Genomic DNA, 22,469 nt, shown 5'->3' with positions numbered 1-22,469 from the left:
TCAACTGGTTGTGTCGAAACTCCAGTTTAGGCGCATCGACGCCGATAGGTGAGGAGGAGTCCATCCCATTGCTTCTGCACGCGAAAGCATCCGCCGATTCCATGCCTGTGCGGCAAGGTGAGACGGGGAAACGTGGAACGGTGGGTCAGTTGCCGAGAGGAACGCCGACGATCATCTTGATCACCCAGCGATCCGATGCCGCGCCGTTGCCGCGTCCGACACCCAGGTTCAGATCCCAGCCGCGCACTGCTGTGTCGAGTACTGCGTACACGGTGCGCGTTTGGGGGCCGAGGCGGCGCAATTCACCCATCGCGTTGTAACTTTCGACACCGACCATGCAGTCCGAGTCGGTTCGGTAGGCCAGCTTGCCCGCCAGTTCCAGTGTGGCGGGGCTGGAGATGGGACCGGAAACTTTGAAGTCGACGTTGGCGTTAACGGCGGCTTTCCATCGCGCGCTCTGATATCCGAAGATGCCTTTCAGTTCGCCGTTCCATGGATTTTCATCGAGCCGGTAACTGACCCGGCCCAACTCCAGGTTGGCGCCGTAGAAGAAAGGGGAGTTTTGGAACGTCGGTGCAATGAATTTCAGGCGCAGCTTTGCACCGTCAGTACGGAGCTGTCCATCCGGGTCGCGCGAGGACAACAGATAGGCGCCCAGTTCCAGATTCGGCGTCCAGCCGTAAGAAAATTCTGGCGTGATGCGCAACGTATGGCGCGCTGGCTGCGCGCCAGGATAGTTGACACCGGCGGCGCCCGACACGACATAGTTGTGATGCACGTCCAGCCCGAATGTGCCGGGCATATTCATCTCGTTCATGTATACCTGGATTTCTTCCGGTGCGGCCTGAGAGGAGCCGGCCACAGCGACCAACAGCAGCCCGGCGGCGCACTGTGCGAGTGCGGCACGTGTCAGTTTGGTTGTCATTTGCAGTCGGGATCGGTAGAAGGGGTTTATCGGAACAAGCGCATCATGCGAGCGCTAGGTGAAACCAACCTGAATTCTGATCCACGAAACACGCGGCCAGTGCCGGCAGCATCCGCTGGAGTTTAAGCCCGTCTTGGTGGCCCCGTCGCTGGAGTGCCATGCTGTCGAGCGGCTAAAGATCTCGTGACGACTCAACAAGAAGCGGAAGCACAACATCGACTTGCAGCCCTATTCCTTCTGCTGGCACTGAGAGCGAAATTTGTGCGCCCAAGACTACACATATTTCCTTCACAATAGCCAAGCCAAGGCCAGAGCTGTTGGGGCGGGCCACATCTAGGCGGTAGAAACGTTCGAACACCTTGTCGCGCTCGTCTGCCGGAATACCGGGGCCGTTGTCGACCACACGAAGCCACCCCTGGTCGGCACGCCGAGACAGCGCAACCGTTACCGTGCTGCCACGCGGTGTATGCTGGATCGCGTTGTCCACCAAGTTGGACACCAGTTCCCGCAGCAGGTGTGGTGGAGCGACCACCATGATGGTCTCATCAACGCAATCGACACCCAGGTCGATTTGCCGCTGCTGGGCCAGCGGTGCCAGGGCGTCAAGCGCCTCGATCAACACCACCGACAACTGGATGTGCGGCGCGTCTTCCTGTTGCTGACGCTTGCGCTCCAACGAGGCCAGCACCAGCAGCTGGTTGATCACCCGCGTGCCCTGCTGCACCGATTTCTGGATCGCCGTCAGCACCTCCTTCTGGGTGCCATGCAGTCCCGGACTGCGTTGCGCAAAATTGAGCTGCGACGAGATGATGGCAAACGAGGTCCGCAGCTGATGGGCAGTGTTGGCCACAAAGCGTTCGTAGGACGACAGTGCATAATCGAGCCGGCCAACATAGTCATTGATCGCGTCGGCCAGCGGCTGCAATTCGATCGCCTCGCTGCTCGCGTCAAGCGTTTCCAGCGAACCCGGACTGCGCCGCTGCAGCTTTTCTCCAAAGCGGGCCAGCGGCTTGAGTGTCCAGCGCAGGGTGATGATCAGCCCCAATATCACGATGGCCAGGATCAGCAAATGCTGGCGCATGGTCAGCAGGAACAAGTCCCGGCGAAAGGCTTCATGGCCACGCAGGGTCTGGGCAACCTGGGTGACTGCGAATTCACCTGCCGGCATATTGGGCAAGGCTTGGGCATAGGCGATGGTGCGGGCCGGCTCGCCGCGCATGGTGGTAATGAAAAAATCCTCTTGCTCGATGGCGAGCGCTCCCGGATAGGGAGTCAGTTTTGCGTCGCCGGCGATCAATTGGCCGCTCTTGCTGCGGACCGAATAGAACACCATGTCGTGATATTTGCTGGCGAACAGTTCCAGAGCGGCCGGCGGAATACTGATCTCATAGCCGCCATCGACCGACACCAGTTGTTCCGCGATGATGCGCGCCGAGCCTTTCAGCAATTGCTCCTGCACCAGCGTCGCGATCCGATCGGTGCTGCGGTAGGTGACGATCAGGTCGATCGCCGAGATGATGACAGAGGGCAGGAAAACCCATAATCCCAGCCGCCATTTCAGGCTGTTAAGCGGTCGCATCAGGGGTCAGCATGTAGCCCAGTCCGCGCAAGGTGATGATCTGCGCGCCCGAGAACTCGAGTTTTTTGCGCAGCCGAAGAATGTAAATTTCCAAGGCCTTGGGCGAGACACAATCGTCAAGCGTGCACAGACTGTCGCACAGCGCCTTCTTCGCGACCGTGGAACCCTGGTGGCGTATCAGCATTTCCAGGATGGCGTGTTCGCGCGGGGTGGGATTCAAGTCCTGCCTGTTGATGAAGAAGCGTTTCGAATTGCTTTCGTAGCGCACGGCGCCGCAGTGCAGCACCGGATTGACCCTGCCGCTGGCACGCCTGAGCAGTGAGCGCAGGCGCGCTTCCAATTCCGTGATATCGAAGGGCTTGGCCAGGTAATCGTCAGCGCCCAAGTTGAGGTGTTCGACAATGCCAGGCAAAGAATCCTGCGCGCTGATGATCAACACCGGGGTCGGATCATCCTTCCCGCGCAAGCCTTTCAGCACGACTTGGCCCTGGATGCCAGGCAAGGTGAGATCCAGCAGGATGGCATCGTACTGTTGCGTCATCAGCAGGGTATTGGCTTCCTCGCCGCTGTAAGCTTGTTCCACGGCGTAGCCCGACTGGTTCAGCAGGCGCTTCAACCAGGACGCCAGTTCACGGTTATCTTCGACCAGCAATAGTTTCATAGCATTCCATGTTGCAGTAAGACAGCCGTTGTCGGTGTCGTATTTTGGTGCGGCCCGGCCGACTGTAGGCAAATTGAAGGGTTCGCTCTCGTATCTTGATGTGTCGTATAGGCAACGAAAATATCGCTAGCCATATTACTCTAAAAAACCAGGAGACAGAACCCATGACAGCCAAACTCTTCCCATGGCGGCCGCGCCCGCAAGGCCGCTGACCCAGCCATGAAGGAACTGGCCAATTTCCAGCAAGCCAGCACCTCGACCATCAGGAAGCCCTGGCTTGGCGACAATCGCTGAGGCCAGGGGGCATGCGTTGCCGCTTCTGATGGCAGGCTGCGGACAATGACATATGATGAATGTTCGCGCTGCCGGTCGGGCTTGCTGACGCAGGCGAGATCATTAAAATAAATATAACGGAGACTCCCCATGAAATCCATTCTCAGCGCCATCACGGCCTGGCTTTTGCTGACCGCTGCCAGCGCGTCCCATGCGTCCGACAAAATCACCATCATGGTCGGCGGGATAGAAAAACATATCTACTTGCCGGCCAAGCTGGCGGAACAACTCGGCTACCTCAGGGAGACCGGGCTGGACGTCGAACTGCTTAGCGAACCGACCGGGGTAAATGCAGAGACCGAATTGCTGTCGGGCGCGGCGCAAGGCGTGATCGGCTTCTACGACCACACCATCGATTTGCAGGCGCGGGGCAAGCTGGCGCAGTCGGTGGTGCAGTTCAGCCACACGCCCGGCGAAGCAATCCTTGTGTCCAGGGCCGCCAGCGGACACATCAAGTCGCCGGCCGACTTCAAGGGTCGGAGGCTGGGCGTGACAGGACTGGGGTCGTCCACCAATTTCCTGACGCTATATCTGGCAGCCAAAGCGGGCATCAAAAGCACCGAATTCAGCACCTTGCCTGTGGGTGCGGGCGCGACCTTCATTGCAGCCATGGGACAGGGAAAGATCGAGGCCGGCATGACCACCGAGCCCACCATCTCGCGTCTGGTGCACACAGGCGCGGCCAGCATCCTGGTGGACTTGCGCTCGCCGAAGGAGACGGAAAAGGCGCTAGGCGGCACCTATCCCGCCGCCTGCCTGTACATGGAGTCGGCCTGGGTCAACACCCACAAGCCACAGGTGCAAAAGCTGGCGAACGCCTTTGTCAAGACCCTGCGTTACATCCGCAGCCACAGCGCCAAGGAAATTGCTGACAGGATGCCGGCCGACTATTACGCGTCGGACAAGAAGATGTATATCGAAGCGTTGGAGAACAGCAAGGTCATGTTTACCGACGATGGCGTGATGCCCGCCAACGGCCCGGCCACCGTACTGGGCGTGCTGAATGCCTTCGACAAGTCGGTCCAAGGCAAGTCGATCAACTTGGCCAATACCTACACCACTGAATTCGTGAAAGCTGCCAAATAATGAAGATACCCGCCGTCGAGCTCAACAATGTCAGCAGGAAGTTTGTCAGCCCGCACGGCAAGGTCACGTTGGCGCTGCGCGAGTTCAGTCTGACCGTCCATGCCGGAGAATTCTGCGCCATCGTCGGACCGACCGGTTGCGGAAAATCAACAGCGCTAGACATGATTACCGGCCTCAACCCACCGTCATCGGGTACGGTCCGCGTGTTCGGCCGGCCGGTAACCGGTATCGATCCAAACATCGGCTTCGTGTTTCAGGCCGACGCCGTGTTTCCATGGAAAAACGTGATCGACAATGTTGCGATCGGCCCGCTCTACCGTGGCATGGACAAGACAGCCGCCAGGGACAAGGCGGCTGGCTGGGTACGGCGGGTAGGACTGACTGGATTCGAGCAGCATTATCCACACCAGCTGTCAGGCGGCATGCGCAAGCGGGTGGCATTGGCCCAGACCTTTATCAATGAACCCAAGATTTTGCTGATGGATGAGCCATTCTCGGCGCTCGACGTGCAGACGCGGGCATTGATGCAGGCAGAGCTGCTGGAACTGTGGTCGGAGCAACAGGCATCGGTGGTGTTTGTCACCCATGATATCGAGGAAGCCATTGCACTGGCCGACCGTGTGGTTGTGCTGAGCAAGGGGCCCGGCAACGTCAAGAGCACGTATCAGATTCCCCTGGCGCGGCCGCGCGACGTAACCAAGGCCCGCTATACGCAGCCATTCATCGACCTGTCGAAACAGATCTGGTCGGATCTCAAGGACGAAGTCCAGGTTTAATCCTTACGGAGAATATCTATGCACGCAATGACAACGGGGAGCAGTTCCGGCACGCCGGGCGACGGTAGCCAGGAACGCGCAGCAATGGCACGCGCCGTCAATCACTGGCGAGTGGTGCTGTTGCTGCGCGTCGCACTGGCGCTGGTGACGCTGGGCGCCTGGGAATTTTCCGTGCAATGGCAATGGCTGGATCCGTTCTTCTTTTCGCAGCCCTCCGCGATCTACCAGCAGTTGGTGAGCTGGCTGGCTGAAGGGACGGCGCAAGGGCCGCTATGGGCTGAGCTGCTGGTGACCATGGAGGAGACCGTGCTGGGTTTCCTGATCGGCAGTATGCTGGGCATACTATTCGGCATCGCGCTTGGCCGCAACAAGCTCATATCCGACGTGCTGAGCATTTACATCAAGGTGGCCAATGCCATACCGCGTGTAGTGCTGGGTTCGATTTTCATCATCATGTTCGGACTTGGCATGGGGTCCAAGGTGGCGCTAGCGGTGGTCATGGTATTCTTTGTCGTGTTCGGCAATGCCTTCCAGGGAGTACGGGAAGCCGACCGCAATCTGATCGCCAATGCTTATATCCTGGGCGCTAGCAAGCGCCAGGTTACATTCACCGTGGTATTTCCGTCAGCCCTGAGCTGGATCCTGGCTAGCCTGCATGTCAGCTTTGGTTTCGCCCTGGTCGGCGCGGTGGTGGGCGAGTTCCTCGGAGCGCGGCACGGCATCGGACTGCTGATCGCCACGGCGCAGGGCACTTTCAATGCGGCTGGCGTGTTCGCGGCGATGATCGTGCTGGCGTTGGTGGCCTTGGGAGCGGAGTACCTGCTGACGACTATCGAAATCCGCTTGCTGAAATGGCGCCCGGTCCAACTCTTCGAGCACGGAACATAATGGCCCCGTGCCGGCGCCTTGTCGTGACTGAGCAAACCTGGCCTCCACGCTACCCGTGCGAGTGTGATCGCCACGGCACGCAGCAGTTCCGGCTGCTATCAGCAGTCGCGGCGCGCTAGCGCGCCACCAGCCCTCTGGTAGCGAGCATCTGTTCAGTGGCGCGTAAGGTCCGTCATTAAGGCATGCCCAGACGGCGCACGATGGCATCGGTGAACTGCTGGGTCGTGGCAGTACCTCTCAGGTCGCCGGTGGCGATGTGGTCCTCGTTCAGCGTGACGGAGATCGCCGTGCGCAGCCGCAGCGCCAGGTCGTCGCGCCCCACGTGGTCGAGCATCTGGCCGGCCGCCAGCAGCAACGAAATCGGATTGGCGATGCCCTTGCCGGCGATGTCGGGGGCCGAGCCGTGCACCGCCTCGAAGATGGCGGCATCGGCGCCGATGTTGGCACCGGGCGCCATGCCCAGCCCACCCACCAGTCCCGCCAGCTGGTCCGACAAGATGTCGCCGAACAGGTTGGTACACAACAGCATGTCGAACTGCCACGGATTGAGCACCAACTGCATGGCGCAGGCGTCGACGATCATGTCGTTCATCTGCACCCGTCCTTCGTAGTCGCGCGCGACTTAGCGCGCCGCCTCCAGGAAGATGCCGGTCAGCGCTTTCAGGATGTTGGCCTTGTGCACCACGGTGATTTTCTTGCGGCCGTGCTTGACGGCGTACTCGAAGGCGAAACGGGCGATCCGGCGGCAGCCATCGCGCGTGTTGATGCCAGTCGACACTGCCGCCGCCCGCGGATCGTCGCCGATCGGGATGTAGTATTCGTGCGCCACATAGAAGCCGCCGATGTTTTCCCGCACCAGCACGATGTCGATGTCCTCGTAGCGCCCGGGAACGAGGGTCGAGACCGGACGGACGTTGGCGTACAGCTGGAATTCCTCACGCAGCCGCACATTGGAGGAGCGGAAGCCGGTGCCGACCGGAGTGGTCAGCGGTCCCTTGAGCGCCAGACGGGTGCGGCGGATGCTGGCCAGCGTCGCTTCCGGCAGCGGATCGCCGCTGCTGTTGACGCCGGCCATGCCGGCCTGCTGGACGTCCCACGCAAACGGCATGCCGAGGGCGCCCAATACTTGGACTGTTGCGCCGACCACTTCCGGGCCGATCCCATCGCCTGGGATCAGCGTCACCGGTATTTCTAATTTGTTCTTGTTTATCATGGTTTTCTATTTACACGAATTCTTGATTGAAGGTAGACCATACACGTATAAGCCATCTTGCCGTCCCCTAGGTGGGCCGGTCCGATTCGTCCGCGCTGCCTTTAGAGGCCGGCAACGTCAACCCCATCGAAGTTCACGGCCCGATCTCGTCACTCCGTCTTACGCATCCATGCATCGAAAAGTTCACCACCATTGCGACCGCCTCCACCAAGGAATTCGTCGCTGAGCGACAGGGCATCAGAACACCCACAGTTTGTCGGCCGGCAGCTGCAGCCAGTAGCCGCCCGCTTCCAGCTTGTACTTGGAGTAGGCCCGCACGCTGATGCCGTCGGGTCCCTTGAACAGGCACTCGAAGCGGTCGCCCAGGTACATGCAGGTCAGCAGCGGCAACTGGATCGCGTTGTCCACCGGCGTCGCGCTGACCTTCACCTCTTCCACGCGGATGATGGTCGACGGGTCGCCGGACGCGGCACCGCGCCCCGTGCCCTGCAGCCGGGTGCCGCCGACGTCTAACAGTACATTGGCGCCGTCGCGCTGCACGACGGTGGCGGGCAGGCGGTTGTTACTGCCCATGAACTCGGCCGTGAACAGGGTGTTCGGCGTTTCGTACATGCTTTGCGGCGTGCCCTGCTGTTCGATCTTGCCGTTGTTGAGCAGCAGGATGCGGTCGGAAATCGCCATCGCCTCGGCCTGGTCGTGGGTGACCATCAGCGCCGACAGGCCCATACGCACGATCAGCTCGCGCAGGAAGGCGCGCGCCTCCTCGCGCAGCTTGGCGTCCAGGTTGGACAGCGGTTCGTCCAGCAGGATCACCGGCGGGTTGTACACCAGCGCGCGCGCGATCGCCACGCGCTGCTGCTGGCCGCCCGACAGCTGGTGCGGGAAGCGCTCGCCCAGATGGCCCAGGCCCAGGTTCTTCAGCACGTCGCTGACGCGGTCCTTGATTTCGCTGGTGCCCATCTTGCGCAGCTTGAGGCCATAGGCGACGTTGTCGAACACCGTCTTGTGCGGCCACAGCGCGTAGGACTGGAACACCAGGCCCAGGTTGCGGTGCTCGGCCGCCATCTCGAAGTTTTTCGAGCCGTCGAACACATTGCGCTCGCCGATGGCGATGGTGCCCTGCTTCGGGCTTTCCAGGCCGGCCACCGCGCGCAGCAGCGTGGTCTTGCCGCTGCCCGACGGGCCAAGCAGCGCCACCACTTCGCCTTTTTGCAGGTGCATGGACACGCCCTTCAGGATCTGGTTGGCATGCGCGCCGGTGCCGTAGTCCAGGTGCAGCTCGTTGACGGTCAGTTCGTTCATGATGATGTCTCGTTTCATAGTCATAGTCTCAGTTGTGCAGCTTCACGCCGAAGCGCAGCGCGATACCCAGGCCCACCGCCACCAGAGCGACATTGATAAAGGAGAGCGCGGCCACGATGTCGGTTGCGCCGGTCGCCCACAGCGACACCAGCATGGCACCGATCACCTCGGTGCCCGGCGACAGCAGGTACACCCCGGTCGAGTATTCGCGCTCGAAGATCAGGAATACCATCAGCCATGCCCCCAGCAAGCCATACTTGACCAGCGGGATGGTGACGTCGCGCGTCACCTGGCCGCGCGATGCGCCGACCGCGCGCGCCGCCTCTTCCAGTTCCGGTCCGACCTGCAGCAACGCGGTCGAGATCAGGCGCATGCCGTAGGCCAGCCACACCACCGAATACGCCAGCCACAGGGCGAAGATAGTGGAGCGCAAGGAGCGCAGTAGCGGTATCGCATGTTCGCTCAGCCACAGCGCCAAGCCGTTGTCCATGCCCTTGAGCATGCCATCGAGCCAGCTTGGCACGAACAGGAACACCCACAGGAAGGACAGCCCGGCCAGCAAGCCGGGGATGGCGCGGGGCACCAGCACGCTGTAATCCAGCAGACGGGTGATACCGTCCGGCTTGCGATGCATGGCCAGCGCGATGGCGCAGTAGCAGACCACGGCCAGGCCGCCGCCGACCACGCCGATCATGATGGTGTTGGCGATACCGCGCATCAGCGCCGGCTGCTCGAAGATTTCGCGGAAATGCTGCAGGGTCAACACGTCGGCCAGTTTGACGCCCTCGCCCCAGTACTCCACGAAGGAGCGCAGCACGATGCCCGACATCGGCATGATGATGGTGAACATCAGCCAAGCGAAGATCAGCGCGAAGGCCAGCCATTTCCATTTACCGAGCGGCATGGACTTCGAACGCGCGCCCTTGCCCTTGATCGAGACGAACTTGCTGGCGGACTTCAGCAGCCAGCGTTGTATCATCACCAGCGGCATCGTCACCATCACCAAGCAGACGGCGACGGCGGCCATCAGATGATAGGACGGCGTGCCCAGCTTGTTGGTCAGCTTGTACAGGTAGGTGGCCAGCACCAGGTGGCCTTCCGGATCACCCAGCACCAGCACCAGGCCGAACACCTCGAAGCCGAGGAAGAACACCAGCACCGCGGCATAGGCCAGCGCCGGGGTGATCATCGGCAGCGACACGTTGAACATCACCCGGATTGGCGAGGCACCGGTGACGCGGGCCGCTTCCTCGACGTCCGAGCCAAGGCTCTTCAACGCCGACGAGGCGTACAGATAAACGTGCGGCACATGGGTCAGGCCAGCGATCACCACGATGCTGGTGAATGAGTAAATATTCCATGGGATGAAACCGAGCAGGCCCTTGACCCAGATCGAGTAAAATCCCACGGGTCCCATCGAGACCACATAGCCGAAGCCCATCACCATAGGCGAGACGAAGATCGGCACCAGCAGTAACGGCGCGATGGCGCCGCGCCCCGGCAGGTCGGTGCGTATCATCAGGAAGGCCAGCATGCCGCCCAGCGGCACGGCGATGACGGTGAGGCCACCGGCCAGCAAAATGGAGTTCTTGAACGCCAGCATAAAATCTGGATCGTCGAAGATGAAGCGATAGGCGTCGAAGCCCAGCTCCTTGACAGGCATGAAGAACGGCGCCGACAAAAAGCTCTGATAGAAAATCAGAAACAGCGGCAGGAAGATGGCAATGACGGTCAGCGTCACCACCACGCCGCGCGGCCAGTTGAGGCTGCGCCGGTTGGCGCTGGCGAGGGACAGGGTTTGCATGTTAAATCCGTGAAAGGTATTACGGCGTCGGTCCCGCGTTAGAGGACCGTCAGCTGCGGCACGCGGCTCAGGGCACGCGCCGGGTTCGCATCCAGTGTGCAGAAACTTAGTTCTTGCCGGCGGTTTCTTTCCACTGTTTGAGGAAGGCCATGCGTTTCTGCGGGCCCAGGAACTGCAGCACAATCGGATGCACCGGCACCGGCTTGACGTTGTCCTTGCCGATCTGCTTGATCAGATCGGCAGAGGTAGTCTCGCCGGTGACATCGGCGCGGATCGCGAACAGGCGTGCCTCATTGGCGATCACGGTCTGGCCGCGGTGCGACAGCAGATAGTCGAGCCACAGCTTGGCGGCGTTGACGTTCTTCGCTCCCTTATTGATGAACAGCACGCGAGACAGGATCAAGGTGTAGTCTTTGGGCAGGACGACACCGAGTGACGGGTCGGTCTTGGCGCGCACCAGCGCATAGGAACCGAGCACGTTGTACCCGATCAGGTTTTCGCCGGACGATATCCGCTCCATCATCGTCCCGGTCGACGACTGCACCCTCACCTTGGCCGTGCCAAAGGCATTTTCCAGCTCGGGAAATTTGCTCGCCAGCTCGCGCGCATCCTGGGTCATGAACATGAAGCCGACGCCCGACTTTTCGATGTCGTAGGTGGTGACCTTGTCCTTGAACTTGGGCTGCTGAATCAGCTTGGCGAATTCGACATGCGTCTGCGGCACTTCCTTGGCGTCCAACAAGCGTTTGTTGTACACGATCGCCGCCGGCTCAAAGGTGGTGCCATAGGCCATGTCGTTCCAGGTCGCCCATGCCGGCATATTGGGCATTTCCACCGATTTGTACTGCAAGGCATAGCCGTCCGAGGCCAGCCGCATTTGCAAGTCCATGGCGGACGACCACATGACGTCGGCGGTGGCACCGCCCGCCGCTACTTCCGAGATAAAACGGCTGTAGACCTCGGTCGAATTCATGTCGTTGTATTCAACCTTGATGCCGGGATAAAGCGCGCTGAAGTCCTTGATCAGCGGCGCGGCAGCCTTGCTGTCGGTGGTCGAATAGACGATCAGGCGGCCTTCCTTTTTCGCGGCATCAATGATCTTGTCATACTCGGGAGAATTGGCCGCCTGCGCCTGCAGCGCGGCACCGAGCATGAGTAGCGACAGCATCGCCAGCTGTTTCGAGAAATAGTTCATTTTGTCTCCATAGGTCTTTTAATGATGGGATGGCGTAAGGCAACGGCCCCGCGCCCCCAGGCCTGGGCCGAGCCGGTGGTCAGCTCACGCCCATGCCTGAAAATTGCCGATTCCGGCCAATCAGAAGCGGAAGCGCATACCCGCCGCCGCACCCGTCTGCGAGCGGAAGCCGTTGGCCTGGCCCGCCAGGTAAGTGCCGTCGGTGTTGAGGCGGTCGGCCGCGATATAGAGATCGGTGCGTTTGTCGAAGTGATAGAAGATCGAACCGTACAAGGTCTTGCGCTTGCCGCTGGCCGTGGCCTTGGCATTGCTGGCGTTGGCGTAGGCGTTCAGCACGTAGCCGCTGCCGTTGACGGCGGCATTGTCGGCGTCCATCACCTGGTAGCCGACTTCATAGTCGAATGTGCCCTTGGGTGCGATCTTGGCCGACAGCGTGTAAGCGTTGTCCTTGCGTTCGCCGATGGCGGTCGGCTGATCGGCCTTATAGTGGAAGTAGCCGGCATTCAGGCGCACGATACCGACCTTGTAGTTGCCGCCGAACGAATACGTGCTGTTGGTCAGGCCTGCCACGTTGGCCGTGTTGTAGAACGCCGATACATTGGCCACGCCGCCGTTGTAGGCCAGCCCCACCGACTTGGTTGACCCCTCCGAGAAGTCGCCCGGAATGCCGCCGAACTGATAACCCAGGCCAACCACGAACTTGTCGTACTCCTTCTTCCACACCACGCCCTTGTCATAGCGCGTGCCGGTGGCACTGCCCGAATAGAAAATCAACTGCTTGAAGTTGTTGTTGTTGGTGTAGCCACCCTCCGTCAGATTCATTGCGCTGGAACCGTAGGGATCGCCGTAAATCTTGGAGAACTCGCGCGCCAGGGTGTTCTGGCGGCCAAAAGTGAGCTTGCCCAGCGATTTGCTTTCCAGGCCCATCCAGGCATCGCGGTTAAACAGCACGCCCGGCGTATCCATATTACCGGTGGGCAGTTCATATTCGCTCTCGAGGAGGAAGATCACCTTCAGATCGTCCGCCGTCTTGAGCGCATGCGCGCCCTCCAGGCCCCAGCGATTGCCGCTGAACCAAGCCACCGACATGTCGGTCAGCGACGCCCCGCTCTTGTCGGCGTTGTTATGGTTACTCACACTCAGGTCGATCAAGCCGTACAGGCGCACGTAATCGTCGCTACTGCCCAGCACCAGCCCCTCAGCGGCGGGCTTGGCGCTTTCACCGCCCGGCTGCGCGGCCGTGGCCGGCTTCCTGCTGGCCTCGGTGTTGGCTTGCTGGATATCGGCAAGCGCCTTCATCGCCTGGTCGGCAGCCTTCTGGGCATCGGCCGCCGCCTTTTGTGCCTGCGCCAGGGCTTGCTGCAACTGCTCGGTGCTGCCGTTTTGCGCCTGCGCAGCGGCGGTAACAAACGCCAACACGGCGAGCGAAATAAGCTTCATTTTCATGGGAATGGTCTCCTGATTTTTAGTGTAGGGGCATGCGATCTTTGTTACTGGTAAGGCCAGTGCACGATACGGCCTCCATGCCTTCAGTTAACCTTCAGTTTTCCGTTGGCAACAAAAAAACAACAGCGTGCCCCTCGGCTTCGCGAGCAGGAATCGGCCATATTGAAGAAGGAGCTCGGCGCCCGATCACCCGTAAGTGCCGGTCTGGAGTTTGCAAGTTAAACCGACCCATCGGTTTTGACCGCTTGCGAAGCCCTGCAACGGCATTCGGCCCGTGAAGAGCACAGCGTTTTTTCTCGGTAGCGAGGGTCATCTGTCGATGCAAATCTACGCTGCCGGCTACCGCCAAGGAACCGTCCGTAGGTAGGGGTGAAAATAGTCGGATCGCGTAAATCCTGAACAATCAGTTCTGCCAAGGCTGCCACTCAACTCGCCTGTCGCGCGGATGGCCCCAAGAAGGCTTGCCACAATTTTTTTACGTGTTGCCCGCCAGCGGCTCGACATGCAATGGGGTCGCGAACTTCTTGACCATCTCTTCAATCTGGCTATTTGTTCGTCGATGCTTTGGGCATCCGAAGTGGTGCTCATAAATTTATGCCATTTCGCGGAATTCTCGAACTTGAAATGGTTCGAGATGATGAAAACCAGAAGATGTTCGACGAACACTGAGAGCTGAAAATTCTTCGTGCCCAGTCGCTCCGGTTTTGCACCGGCATGGACGTGGGAATTCCTGTCTCGCCGTAGCGAAAGCAGTTGAGCCTGGGCGACCTCTTGGTCGGCGTAGAAAAAAGAGACCCGCTTGATGATCCGTTTTGCATCGTCCGCGCCGGTCAACAACTCCAAGCAAAGCCATAATTTTACGAACCTCGCTTCCAGATCGTTAGTGCAAATCGCTCCCGCAAATGCAAGCAGGGGGTGTGATCTCGGCTGTTTGCCACGGTGGCGCGATTCTGTTGGGCGTCAAGGACGCCCAAACCGGCAAGTTGATCATTTTTGGGACTGAAGGTTACTCGCCTGCCATGCGCTCAGCACATTGACGCCGACCAGCAGCACCAGGTCGGCGCCATCAGTGCGCAAGGCCGCGCGCAGCGCCGAGGAACAGCCGATATCCAGCGGATCGCACGACTCGCCGGTCCACCCCTCCGGCTGCATGGCAGGCCCCAAGCCCAGCACCCGCACTACGTGCCGGGATGCCAGGGCATCAGCGATGCCTGCCGCGACCTTGCCAAAGCCGAAGCCGCGTGGTGTGTGCGAGACGAACAGGATACGGGCCATCGGCTTCCGGCCTCAGGTGTCGAAGTTGACCAATGCGGGCATTAGGCTCGAGATCGAGATGTCCTGCCTTTGCCATTCGTAGGCGAAATAGGTTTGGCAGGGCTGGTAGTGGTTGATCTGGCCGTGCAGATGGCCCGGCCCGGTCTTACCCAGCATGGTGGCGACGCAAGCCTTGGCCGGATAGAATCCGCCGTTGACCAGCTGCGTCGTGTCGATGCCCAATTGCGTCAACCAGTTGAGGGCAAACGTGCTCGGCGGAGCCTCGGCCTGGTTGATCATACAGATGCAAGCCCACAAGTTCTGGCCTTGGGATACCTGCTGTGCCATCTGGACCAAGTGGTCGAAGTCGTCCGGGTCTTCGAATTAACGTTCTGGTTGAAGACTACGTTGCCGCTGGCGTCGGCCATCACGATCCAGTAAATCGAAACGTCGGTTAACGAAGGAGGAACCGGCAGCTGCACGGTGGCTTCGCGCACGAACATTTCTGTCGAGGTGCTGGTCATTGCCGGCAGGCTGCCACCGTGTGGTGATTTCCGAATTCCAGTTGATGAACGTTTCGATTGAAGCGCGGAGTTGGCAGTCAAGTTGCGGAAGAACATCTTTCCGTCAGTATTGCTTTGATAATATTTCTGCACAATCTATCCAAATCTATCTTTTTGGAAAGGGTTTAGTTCCACGCGGGAACTGGAGTATAGTCGGATCACTAGCTGATATGCCCGAAAACTGCCATATGAGCGCCTCAAATTCGACGTTACGTCCTGCTGACAAAGATAGTCTTTAGTCAAAGCGGTATCTCGCAGTTTTCCGGCCAACGCCCGCCGGCAGAACTCTACACATGGAACCCCGAAATGTTTCCTTTCGTACTTTGCAATATCTAACGTGCAAAGCTGTTTTTAGATAGGAGCTGCAGAATGAAAATCCAAAATTTGAAAATCGGTCCTCGGCTTGTTTGGGGGTTCATCATAGTTCTGGCCATGCTGGTGGGCGTCGCAGTTGTGGGGCTGTCCAGAATGGCGGCGATGAAAGATTCCATGTTAGTGATTACCAAGGCTAACGACGTCGAAGCGAACTTGGCCGCGGATATGAAATTGAGCCTTGACGATCGGATGATTGCACTGCGCAATATTGTCCTGTTAGAAGACCCAACTCAGATGCAGGCGCAGGTTCAACGTGTCGCTAAACAACTAGAGCTATACGACACTGCGGAGAAGAAGCTGCGGGCAACTTTCAGCACGTTTGGTATGCAGGAGAGCGAAACGAAGCTTCTGGCCGAGATCAAGGAGCACAGTTTGGCCGCGCAGCCGCTTATGCAGAAAGTGCAGGACCTTGGCCTGGCTAATAAGACTGCGGAAGCAGTAAAACTATTGATGGGCGATTTGCGAGTGGTCCAGAATGGTTGGAGCAAAAGTATTTCGGAGTTGGTGGATTCCGAGCGCAGCCAAAATATTGAACTGACGGCGCAGGCTGACGCGTCCTATCTTCTTGCCCGCAATATGGTGATTGGCTTGACGGTGGGAGCTTTGTTGGCTGGCATTGTCATTGCGCTGCTGATTACCCGCAGTATAGTAATACCGATTAAGCGCGCGGTGGAGATAGCTGAGAGCGTGGCCGCAGGTGATCTGACCAGTCGGATTGTGGTGAGTGGTACCGATGAAACCAGTATGCTCCTAACTTCGCTCAGGGCCATGAATGAGAGCTTAAAGACGATCGTTAGTCAGGTACGCTCAGGAACCGCCACCATCACTACTGCGTCGCAAGAAATCGCCGCAGGTAACTTGAGTCTGTCGTCCCGTACCGAACAGCAGGCGAGTTCGCTAGAGGAAACCGCTTCGTCAATGGAAGAATTGACCAGCACAGTCAAGCAGAATGCCGAGAATGCCCGCCAGGCCAACAGCATGGCGGCGGCGGCGTCTGAGGTTGCAAGCAAGGGGGGCGCTGTTATTGCAGACGTCGTCGATACGATGGGCGCGATCAACGAGGCGTCGAAGAAGATTGTCGAGATCATCAGCGTCATTGACGGTATCGCTTTCCAGACCAACATTCTGGCGCTGAACGCCGCCGTTGAGGCGGCCCGCGCGGGAGAGCAGGGACGTGGCTTTGCCGTGGTCGCCACGGAAGTGCGTAACCTAGCCCACCGCAGCGCGGCGGCAGCCAAGGAAATAAAGACTCTGATCAGCGATTCAGTCAACAAGGTCGAATCTGGCGCGCAACTGGTGGATCAGGCTGGCGCGACCATGAACGAAGTAGTTAGCAGCGTGCGGCGGGTCAGCGACATAATCTCTGGAATCACTGAAGCCAGCCGCGAACAAAGCCTCGGCATCGATCAGATCAACCAAGCCATAATTGGGTTGGACAGCGTGACGCAGCAAAATGCAGCATTGGTTGAAGAATCGGCCGCCGCGGCGGAGGCCATGCAAGGCCAAGCTATTGAACTTGCGGAAGTCGTCGGAAAATTTCAACTAAATCAAGCTGATGAGAGAACTATCCCTGCCCGGCGCTCGTTTAAGGCTGGGCCTCCTCAAAAAGTCATTCCTCATTAGCCCGTAGATCAGCGCCGCACTACCGCCCATGGCTGACGTAAGTAGGTGCGCGGATTGCTGTGTGGGCTTTTAGGCCAGCCCTTGTAAGTATCCGCTGCGAAGTGCGTTTTCATCGCCCTCCTCCTTTCAAATTATCGTTCAGGCTCGGTTCGCGACTTATCCATATCACGACGGCCATCCCGAAGCACTGTGGTTAGCGTCATGACCAGCCGTCGGTCTTGCTGATCGGCAGACCTCGCCAATATGTGCGCCAACTCGCCATACCGTCCCAGCATATGTGCCTCCAGCTGCAGCGCTCGCGCCAGGCGCTCGCCCGTCGCCTTCGAGACGCCGATCGAATGCATGGGCGCTCCTCGATGTGCCATGTGCCATACGCTTGGCTTGGGTCCTCGATCACGTTGCAGTCTCTCCAGCCGATAGCTCGCGGCTGCGTCGATGCCGTGCTCGCGGAGACGTTCGGCAAACCGCTCACGCCAGCGCTGCAGGTCGGGCTTGCGCGGATTGAGCCGGGTGCCGTCCTCACCGGTCCTCTTCACGCATAGATGAATGTGCGGATGTCTGGCAGGATTTTTGTGTGGATCGGTGTCCAAAGTGTGCAGCACCAGCGCGTACTGGTGCCCCTCGAATTCGTCTGCCGCGAAGAGCATGGCCGCTCGGCGTAGTCCCGCAGCATCGGTACCTTCAGGCATCGACAGTATGATGTTGAGCGCCTCTCTTGTTTTCGATGACTCTGCAATGGGAAAGCCGCCGGACTGCAATTCCTGCCCCAGTTCTGCTAATTCCTCCCGCCCCTGGAAGCAGTCTTCGTTCTGATCGAATGCGGGAAGGCGCCCATTGCGCGTAATGTAGGAAAGATGCGCGCGGATATGGCTCATGCCCCGCCCGCCGCCGGAGATGCGCACGATGACTTGCGGCGTGCGCCTGGCCATCCTTTCCAGCCCCGCGCGGACGCCGGACGCGCTGGTCTGCGCCGATGTCCACTGCCCCTTTTTCCTTATCGTCAGTCCGGTGAGGCCCCTGCGTGCGGCGCTTCTCCGCACCGGGGACTGATTGAATCCGCGTTCCGCCCATCGCTTGATCAGCGCGTCCACGCTCAAGCCGCTCATGATGCCCTCCATCTTTCGACATTTCGTGCGATGACCTGGGACACCATATCGATGTGTTCAGTGATCAAGGTCCGCAGTTCCGTCAACCCTGCTTCAGGAACGCGGCGGTTTGCCGCACCTGCGACATTAATGGCCCGAGCAATCTGGCTGAGGTTCCGGCCCGCGGCGAGCAGCAGCAGGTTCGATTTGGCCAGCGCGGCGAGTTCGAACTGACCCAATTGCGAGGCAGCATAGATACGGACGCGGATCAGCGCAATCAACCAGCGGCTGACCGAATAGCCCTCCTGGTCCGCACAGATCCTGATTCTCTGTGCCTCGTCCGGGGTGAGGCGGATGAACCGGCGAATCTTGCGCTGTCCTTTTTCAGCCACCGCATGCGCCGGCGCAATGCGGGTGTCGTCGGCAGTCAGTTTTTCAACCACCTGCCGGAAGGCTTCGCTGGGCGTCACGCCGTTCGCGCGGCAATAACTCAGCCGTCGGGCTTTCAATGGACCGAGCTCGATATTGATGCGGCTGGGTCTAGGCTTCGAAGACATTGGGCATCTCCGCCGTCTGGTTTCTGGGTCAGATTAACTCAACAACAGCGGAGCACATTGATCACCATCAGACTATCCCGCCCTAGCTCTACTAAACGGGATTTTCTTGAAATTTTCAAGAATTCACGCTGTCCTCGCGCTTCGTCTTGGGGAACGCCTGAAACACCGCGCACCGCAAAAGAACGGCGTCGCTTCGCGCTAGAATCATTGGAACAAACTGCGTGGAAAGATAGCCAGGCCCGATGTCCCCCAAATCAAAAAACGTGAACGACAACGAGTTGAACGGCAGGCAGGCAGGCAGGCAGGCGGAGGATGCATACTGGAACGAGCACCGGCACTATATCGCGCTGGCGACCGAGCTCGGCAACATATTGTGCGGCATCCTTTCCGATGATCTCCGTGCGCATCTGCTGTTGATACTGATACGTCAGCGCCAGCAGGACAGTCCGGCGCACATACACGCGCTGCTGGTCGAACTCTTGGGAGGCATTCAGAACCGTATCAATATGAACCGGAACAAGCGCGCAGCGGCGCAGCCCGACCCGTAGCGGAAACGGCAACAGTGACGAGACCGGCTCAGCGGATGCCGGTGCGAAAGACGCCATCGCCGGTGCTGCGGCACCGGCTGCTCATGTCACCCGTCGGAACGCCCCAGGCCGGCCGGTTGCAGCGCCAGGGCGGCGCGCACGGCTTCCGGCAAAGCCTCGACATCAACTTGCCGGCGACGATGAAAGATCATCCCGGCATACACTTCCGCCAACGCCGCCAGCGTGGGCGACAGCTCGCCATCGACCGGCGGCTCGACGCCCAGGCGCCGGTTGATCTCCGCTTCCAACTGCACGATATCGACAAGCACTGCCATCGCATCCTCCCCAACAAACACACCGCGACACGGCCTACCCTCGTTGCACTATCGCAAACCTGCGGCCGCAGCATCTTGAAAAAAATCAACACCCAAGAAAAACGGGCCACGCCTTGCAGCGCGGCCCGTCCATCCTACCCGGCCGGTCAGTTGGCCGACGTTCCGCAGAACAGCGGCGGCAGCCAGTCACTGTCGGCCAGCGCGCGGGCGGCAGCCTCCGCCGCCGCATCCTTGCGCATCTTTTCCAACGGCACCGCCGTGGCGGGCGATGCGGCCTGCGCCACCACCTCCATCATGCGCCCCTTGTTCACATGCGCGAAGTAGTCCTGCACGGTCGGCTTCCACCACGCATGCATGTCCAGCGCAACCTCGCGCGCCAGCGCATCGACCGCCGGCAAGGGACGCTCGCTCGCCTGCAAGCCGTTGACCATGCACGCGGTGCAGAAGGCGATATAGGCATCGACCACCTGACGCGGCTGGCGCCGCAGCCACTCCATCAGGGCCACGCCTCCCGGCTCCTGCGGCAACTGAGCGGCCAGTTCGGCGCGTTGCGCTTCCCAATACTCCCATGCGCTGCCGCTGTGCGCCTCGTCCGGCAGCACCGGCGGCCGGACTTCCAGCTGCACCGTGCTGGCTATCCGCCCGCCGGAATAAAACGCGCTGGCGATCAGGCGATGGGCCAGCACCAGCACGGCCACTTCGGGCTGGCGCACCAGCTCCGCCCGCAGCGCCAGCGTGCGCTGCGCCGACAGCAGCAAAGTCAGCCTTTCGCTGTGCACCGGCTTGGCCTTGGACTTGGCCCTCCGCGCGTCGTCTGCCGACGACTTCGCCATGCGCGACTTGTCCTGCGGGCGTATCAGGCCGCGCTGCACGCAGGGCTTGCCGTCCTCGTCGAGGGTCACCAGCGCCCCGGCCAGTTCCCGGTCCGCCGGAACCGGCTGGCACAGCGCCGTCCGGATCCGGCCACGCTCAATATCGATCTCGGCCAGCTCCTGCACCGTGGCGTCCAGATCCGCGTCGGCGGTGTCGCCCGAGGGCACACTCCCATCGCCTCCAGCCGAGGCGTTCAGCCGGGCCGCCCGCTCGTCCAGCTGCGCCAGCGCCGCCGCCTGCTCGGCATTGGGCGATATCACAGCCGTCCTGACGCGGCCATACAGGGCCAGTTCCGCCGCGTCAATGCGTGCCCGCACCTCCACCCACGCCCAGCGTTCGCGCCGCAGCCGTTGCGCCACGCGCTGCAGCTTGGCCTGCGCCAGCGATTCCAACAGGGCGACGTCGTCGATATAGCCCTCACCCCTCTGGCTGAACAGGTCGCGCTCCACCTTGCCGCCCGCTGCCTCGAAGGCCTTGACGCCGACGTAGCGCGCCACCCGGTCCGAGTGCACGGGAATGCGCTGCGCCGTGAGCAAGCGCCTCAGCTGGTGCGGCTGGCGCGACCACGTATCCAGGCCGTCCCACGCTGCCTGCTGCCCCGCATGGTCGTCGGTGACGGCCAGCGCCGCCATCTGTTCGTAGCTGGCCTTGTCCTCGCGATACAGCGCGAACAGGCGCGGCGCCACGTTCGCCAGCTTCAGCCGCTGACGTACCGTCAGCTCGCTCAGGCCGAACGCGAGCGCGATGTCGGCGACGCAGCGCTCTTGACGCGACAGTGTCAGCATGGCATCAAAAATATCGGCCGGATGCAGGGGCTCATGTCCGAGGTTCTCTGCCAGACTAACCAGCACTGCCTCGGCCTCGGTCACCAGCAAATAGGGTATCTGGTAATCGACCGGGAAGCTGCCCTCCTCGATCACGATGCCGACACACAGCCAGCGACTGTCGCCAGCCGCCACCTCCAGCAAGCCGGTCAACACGCCGTCGCGGCGCTGTTCAAAGCAGATCAGGTTCTGCAACACGCCATGAGCCCGCACCAATGGCAGCAACTGGGACAAGTCGCGCGGCTTCCTGCGCACATTCTTCTCGCTGCGCACCATCTGCGCGTGGGTGGCGGTGCCGAAGGTGGCGTGCGCCAGGATGGCCTGCGCCGACTGCCGCACAGCGCGGCCGGTATCGGCGGCGGTCACATTCGTTTCTTGGGATTCAATCAATTCAGACATACAACCTCCTGTGCTTGGTCATCAAAGGAAACAAAGAAAAAGACACACGAACAAAAGGCAGCCGCCGCTACGGCCGCCGTCGCCGCTCAGTCGAGCAGCGCGTACAGCCGGCGCGCCTCAGGCTGCAGATCGATGAAGTCGCGCAGGCGGTAGTACATCTCGGCGGCGCGCGCGCCGCCGCGCCAGAACGACAGCTGGCTGTAAGCCATCGCACACACGCCCATGCCGGTCGCGTTCGCGCCGAACTCGCCGGCAAAGCCGTTGCCGTCGCATTCCAACCGATAGCGCTCGACCGCCGTCGGCGCCATGTAGAAGCCGCCGTTCGACAGCTGGTAGAATTCCCAGTAATCCCCCCGGTAAAGCGGGCACAGGCGGCGCATCATGTCGCAGACCGCGTTCTCGACCGCGATGCACTGCGCGCCGAAGTGGCGCGGCAAACAGGTCAGCCTTGCCTCCGGCGGCAGCAGCACCGCCTCGATCCGCCCGCCATGGCTGGCCCCCATGGGCAACGTTCCGCAATTCGCATCCATGCTGTTTCTCCTTAAAAAGTTGATCAAAAGAGGCGTGTTTGACATCTCATCCTCTTGCATGGACTCTCTCGCTCCCGCCTGGGCGGGCGGGGGGTGGGGATAGCCCTTCCCTCAGGGGAAGGGTTGGGATGGGTGGTCTGCAGGCAGCGGGGTATGGGCCGCGGTTTTAGCCCATTTCGTCCATCCCCCCCCCACTCCCCCCCCCCCCCCCGGGCTTTTTCCCCCCCCCCCCGGGGGGGGGCGGCGCCGGCCTGGGCTTGCGCCAAGCGGTCGCGCGCGGACAACAGTTCGCGCTCGGCGTCGAGCACCGTCAGGA

The 22,469-nt window shown here is 60.5% G+C and carries 21 protein-coding genes and 1 pseudogene; 5 read left to right on the top strand and 17 right to left on the bottom strand.

Features of this window, described 5'->3' with window-relative positions:
* Positions 1 to 145 precede the first annotated feature (145 nt).
* The 3 genes from ACCD07_RS30690 to ACCD07_RS30680 all read right to left on the bottom strand — a co-directional run bounded on the left by ACCD07_RS30690 (position 146) and on the right by ACCD07_RS30680 (position 3,165).
* Positions 146 to 925, bottom strand: a complete 780-nt coding sequence (locus ACCD07_RS30690) for a hypothetical protein (protein WP_353403433.1) — start codon at positions 923 to 925, stop codon at positions 146 to 148.
* Between the two features lie 172 nt (positions 926 to 1,097).
* Positions 1,098 to 2,504 (bottom strand): sensor histidine kinase, encoded by a 1,407-nt coding sequence (locus ACCD07_RS30685; protein WP_353403432.1) that lies wholly within the window; start codon positions 2,502 to 2,504, stop codon positions 1,098 to 1,100.
* The gene (locus ACCD07_RS30680; RefSeq protein WP_353403431.1) at positions 2,491 to 3,165 is read right to left on the bottom strand and encodes a response regulator; all 675 of its coding nucleotides are present in this window, start codon (positions 3,163 to 3,165) and stop codon (positions 2,491 to 2,493) included. The genes ACCD07_RS30685 and ACCD07_RS30680 overlap by 14 nt, the downstream gene beginning before the upstream one ends.
* Before the next feature lie 423 nt (positions 3,166 to 3,588).
* Here ACCD07_RS30680 and ACCD07_RS30675 point away from each other — a divergent pair, with 423 nt between their 5' ends.
* The 3 genes from ACCD07_RS30675 to ACCD07_RS30665 are packed head-to-tail and all read left to right on the top strand — an operon-like array spanning position 3,589 to position 6,248.
* The gene (locus tag ACCD07_RS30675; protein ID WP_413449509.1) at positions 3,589 to 4,584 is read left to right on the top strand and encodes an ABC transporter substrate-binding protein; all 996 of its coding nucleotides are present in this window, start codon (positions 3,589 to 3,591) and stop codon (positions 4,582 to 4,584) included.
* A complete protein-coding gene (locus ACCD07_RS30670; protein WP_413449508.1) occupies positions 4,584 to 5,360 on the top strand; it encodes an ABC transporter ATP-binding protein in 777 nt (258 codons plus the stop codon). The genes ACCD07_RS30675 and ACCD07_RS30670 overlap by 1 nt, the downstream gene beginning before the upstream one ends.
* Positions 5,361 to 5,378: 18 nt before the next feature.
* A complete protein-coding gene (locus tag ACCD07_RS30665) occupies positions 5,379 to 6,248 on the top strand; it encodes an ABC transporter permease (RefSeq protein ID WP_413449507.1) in 870 nt (289 codons plus the stop codon).
* A 175-nt stretch (positions 6,249 to 6,423) separates the two neighbouring features.
* Here the strand turns inward: ACCD07_RS30665 and ACCD07_RS30660 are convergent.
* The 9 genes and pseudogenes from ACCD07_RS30660 to ACCD07_RS30620 all read right to left on the bottom strand — a co-directional run bounded on the left by ACCD07_RS30660 (position 6,424) and on the right by ACCD07_RS30620 (position 15,118).
* Positions 6,424 to 7,461, bottom strand: a pseudogene (locus ACCD07_RS30660) (isocitrate/isopropylmalate dehydrogenase family protein).
* 237 nt (positions 7,462 to 7,698) lie between these two features.
* Complete coding sequence (locus tag ACCD07_RS30655) at positions 7,699 to 8,763, bottom strand: ABC transporter ATP-binding protein (RefSeq protein WP_413449511.1); 1,065 nt, start codon at positions 8,761 to 8,763, stop codon at positions 7,699 to 7,701.
* A 28-nt stretch (positions 8,764 to 8,791) separates the two neighbouring features.
* Positions 8,792 to 10,567 (bottom strand): ABC transporter permease, encoded by a 1,776-nt coding sequence (locus ACCD07_RS30650; protein WP_413449506.1) that lies wholly within the window; start codon positions 10,565 to 10,567, stop codon positions 8,792 to 8,794.
* 106 nt (positions 10,568 to 10,673) lie between these two features.
* A complete protein-coding gene (locus ACCD07_RS30645; protein WP_413449510.1) occupies positions 10,674 to 11,735 on the bottom strand; it encodes an ABC transporter substrate-binding protein in 1,062 nt (353 codons plus the stop codon).
* Positions 11,736 to 11,882: 147 nt separating this feature from the next.
* Positions 11,883 to 13,208 (bottom strand): porin, encoded by a 1,326-nt coding sequence (locus ACCD07_RS30640; RefSeq protein WP_413449505.1) that lies wholly within the window; start codon positions 13,206 to 13,208, stop codon positions 11,883 to 11,885.
* Between the two features lie 339 nt (positions 13,209 to 13,547).
* The gene (locus ACCD07_RS30635; protein WP_413449504.1) at positions 13,548 to 14,042 is read right to left on the bottom strand and encodes a hypothetical protein; all 495 of its coding nucleotides are present in this window, start codon (positions 14,040 to 14,042) and stop codon (positions 13,548 to 13,550) included.
* Between the two features lie 153 nt (positions 14,043 to 14,195).
* Positions 14,196 to 14,483 (bottom strand): hypothetical protein, encoded by a 288-nt coding sequence (locus ACCD07_RS30630; protein ID WP_413449503.1) that lies wholly within the window; start codon positions 14,481 to 14,483, stop codon positions 14,196 to 14,198.
* A 12-nt stretch (positions 14,484 to 14,495) separates the two neighbouring features.
* Entirely contained in the window at positions 14,496 to 14,762 is a 267-nt protein-coding gene (locus ACCD07_RS30625) for a hypothetical protein (RefSeq protein ID WP_413449502.1), read from the bottom strand.
* Entirely contained in the window at positions 14,759 to 15,118 is a 360-nt protein-coding gene (locus ACCD07_RS30620) for a hypothetical protein (protein WP_413449501.1), read from the bottom strand. The genes ACCD07_RS30625 and ACCD07_RS30620 overlap by 4 nt, the downstream gene beginning before the upstream one ends.
* Before the next feature lie 276 nt (positions 15,119 to 15,394).
* Between ACCD07_RS30620 and ACCD07_RS30615 the strand changes: the two genes are divergently transcribed.
* The gene (locus ACCD07_RS30615; protein ID WP_413449500.1) at positions 15,395 to 17,023 is read left to right on the top strand and encodes a methyl-accepting chemotaxis protein; all 1,629 of its coding nucleotides are present in this window, start codon (positions 15,395 to 15,397) and stop codon (positions 17,021 to 17,023) included.
* Positions 17,024 to 17,154: 131 nt separating this feature from the next.
* On the opposite strand, the gene ACCD07_RS30610 is transcribed toward ACCD07_RS30615, so the two are convergent.
* Both ACCD07_RS30610 and ACCD07_RS30605 read right to left on the bottom strand, forming a co-directional pair.
* Complete coding sequence (locus ACCD07_RS30610; protein ID WP_413449499.1) at positions 17,155 to 18,129, bottom strand: relaxase/mobilization nuclease domain-containing protein; 975 nt, start codon at positions 18,127 to 18,129, stop codon at positions 17,155 to 17,157.
* Positions 18,126 to 18,665: a hypothetical protein gene (locus ACCD07_RS30605; protein WP_413449498.1), complete on the bottom strand. Its 540-nt coding sequence runs from the start codon at positions 18,663 to 18,665 to the stop codon at positions 18,126 to 18,128. The genes ACCD07_RS30610 and ACCD07_RS30605 overlap by 4 nt, the downstream gene beginning before the upstream one ends.
* Positions 18,666 to 18,928: 263 nt before the next feature.
* Between ACCD07_RS30605 and ACCD07_RS30600 the strand changes: the two genes are divergently transcribed.
* Positions 18,929 to 19,213 carry a hypothetical protein gene (locus ACCD07_RS30600; RefSeq protein WP_413449497.1) on the top strand — a complete coding sequence of 95 codons (285 nt, stop codon included), beginning with the start codon at positions 18,929 to 18,931 and terminating at the stop codon, positions 19,211 to 19,213.
* An 86-nt stretch (positions 19,214 to 19,299) separates the two neighbouring features.
* Here the strand turns inward: ACCD07_RS30600 and ACCD07_RS30595 are convergent, their stop codons facing one another.
* The 3 genes from ACCD07_RS30595 to ACCD07_RS30585 form a co-directional block, all read right to left on the bottom strand.
* On the bottom strand, positions 19,300 to 19,527 hold the full coding sequence (locus tag ACCD07_RS30595) for a DUF3717 domain-containing protein (RefSeq protein ID WP_413449496.1): 228 nt from the start codon (positions 19,525 to 19,527) through the stop codon (positions 19,300 to 19,302).
* Positions 19,528 to 19,673: 146 nt separating this feature from the next.
* On the bottom strand, positions 19,674 to 21,623 hold the full coding sequence (locus ACCD07_RS30590; protein WP_413449495.1) for a hypothetical protein: 1,950 nt from the start codon (positions 21,621 to 21,623) through the stop codon (positions 19,674 to 19,676).
* Positions 21,624 to 21,709: 86 nt separating this feature from the next.
* Positions 21,710 to 22,153: an antirestriction protein gene (locus ACCD07_RS30585; RefSeq protein ID WP_413449494.1), complete on the bottom strand. Its 444-nt coding sequence runs from the start codon at positions 22,151 to 22,153 to the stop codon at positions 21,710 to 21,712.
* Positions 22,154 to 22,469 lie beyond the last annotated feature (316 nt).

It is taken from the genome of Duganella sp. Dugasp56, assembly GCF_047304105.1.
Lineage (GTDB): Bacteria > Pseudomonadota > Gammaproteobacteria > Burkholderiales > Burkholderiaceae_D > Rugamonas > Rugamonas hordei.
The sequence above is the reverse complement of the archived record's forward strand: the minus strand, read 5'-3'. Positions and strand labels throughout refer to the sequence as shown.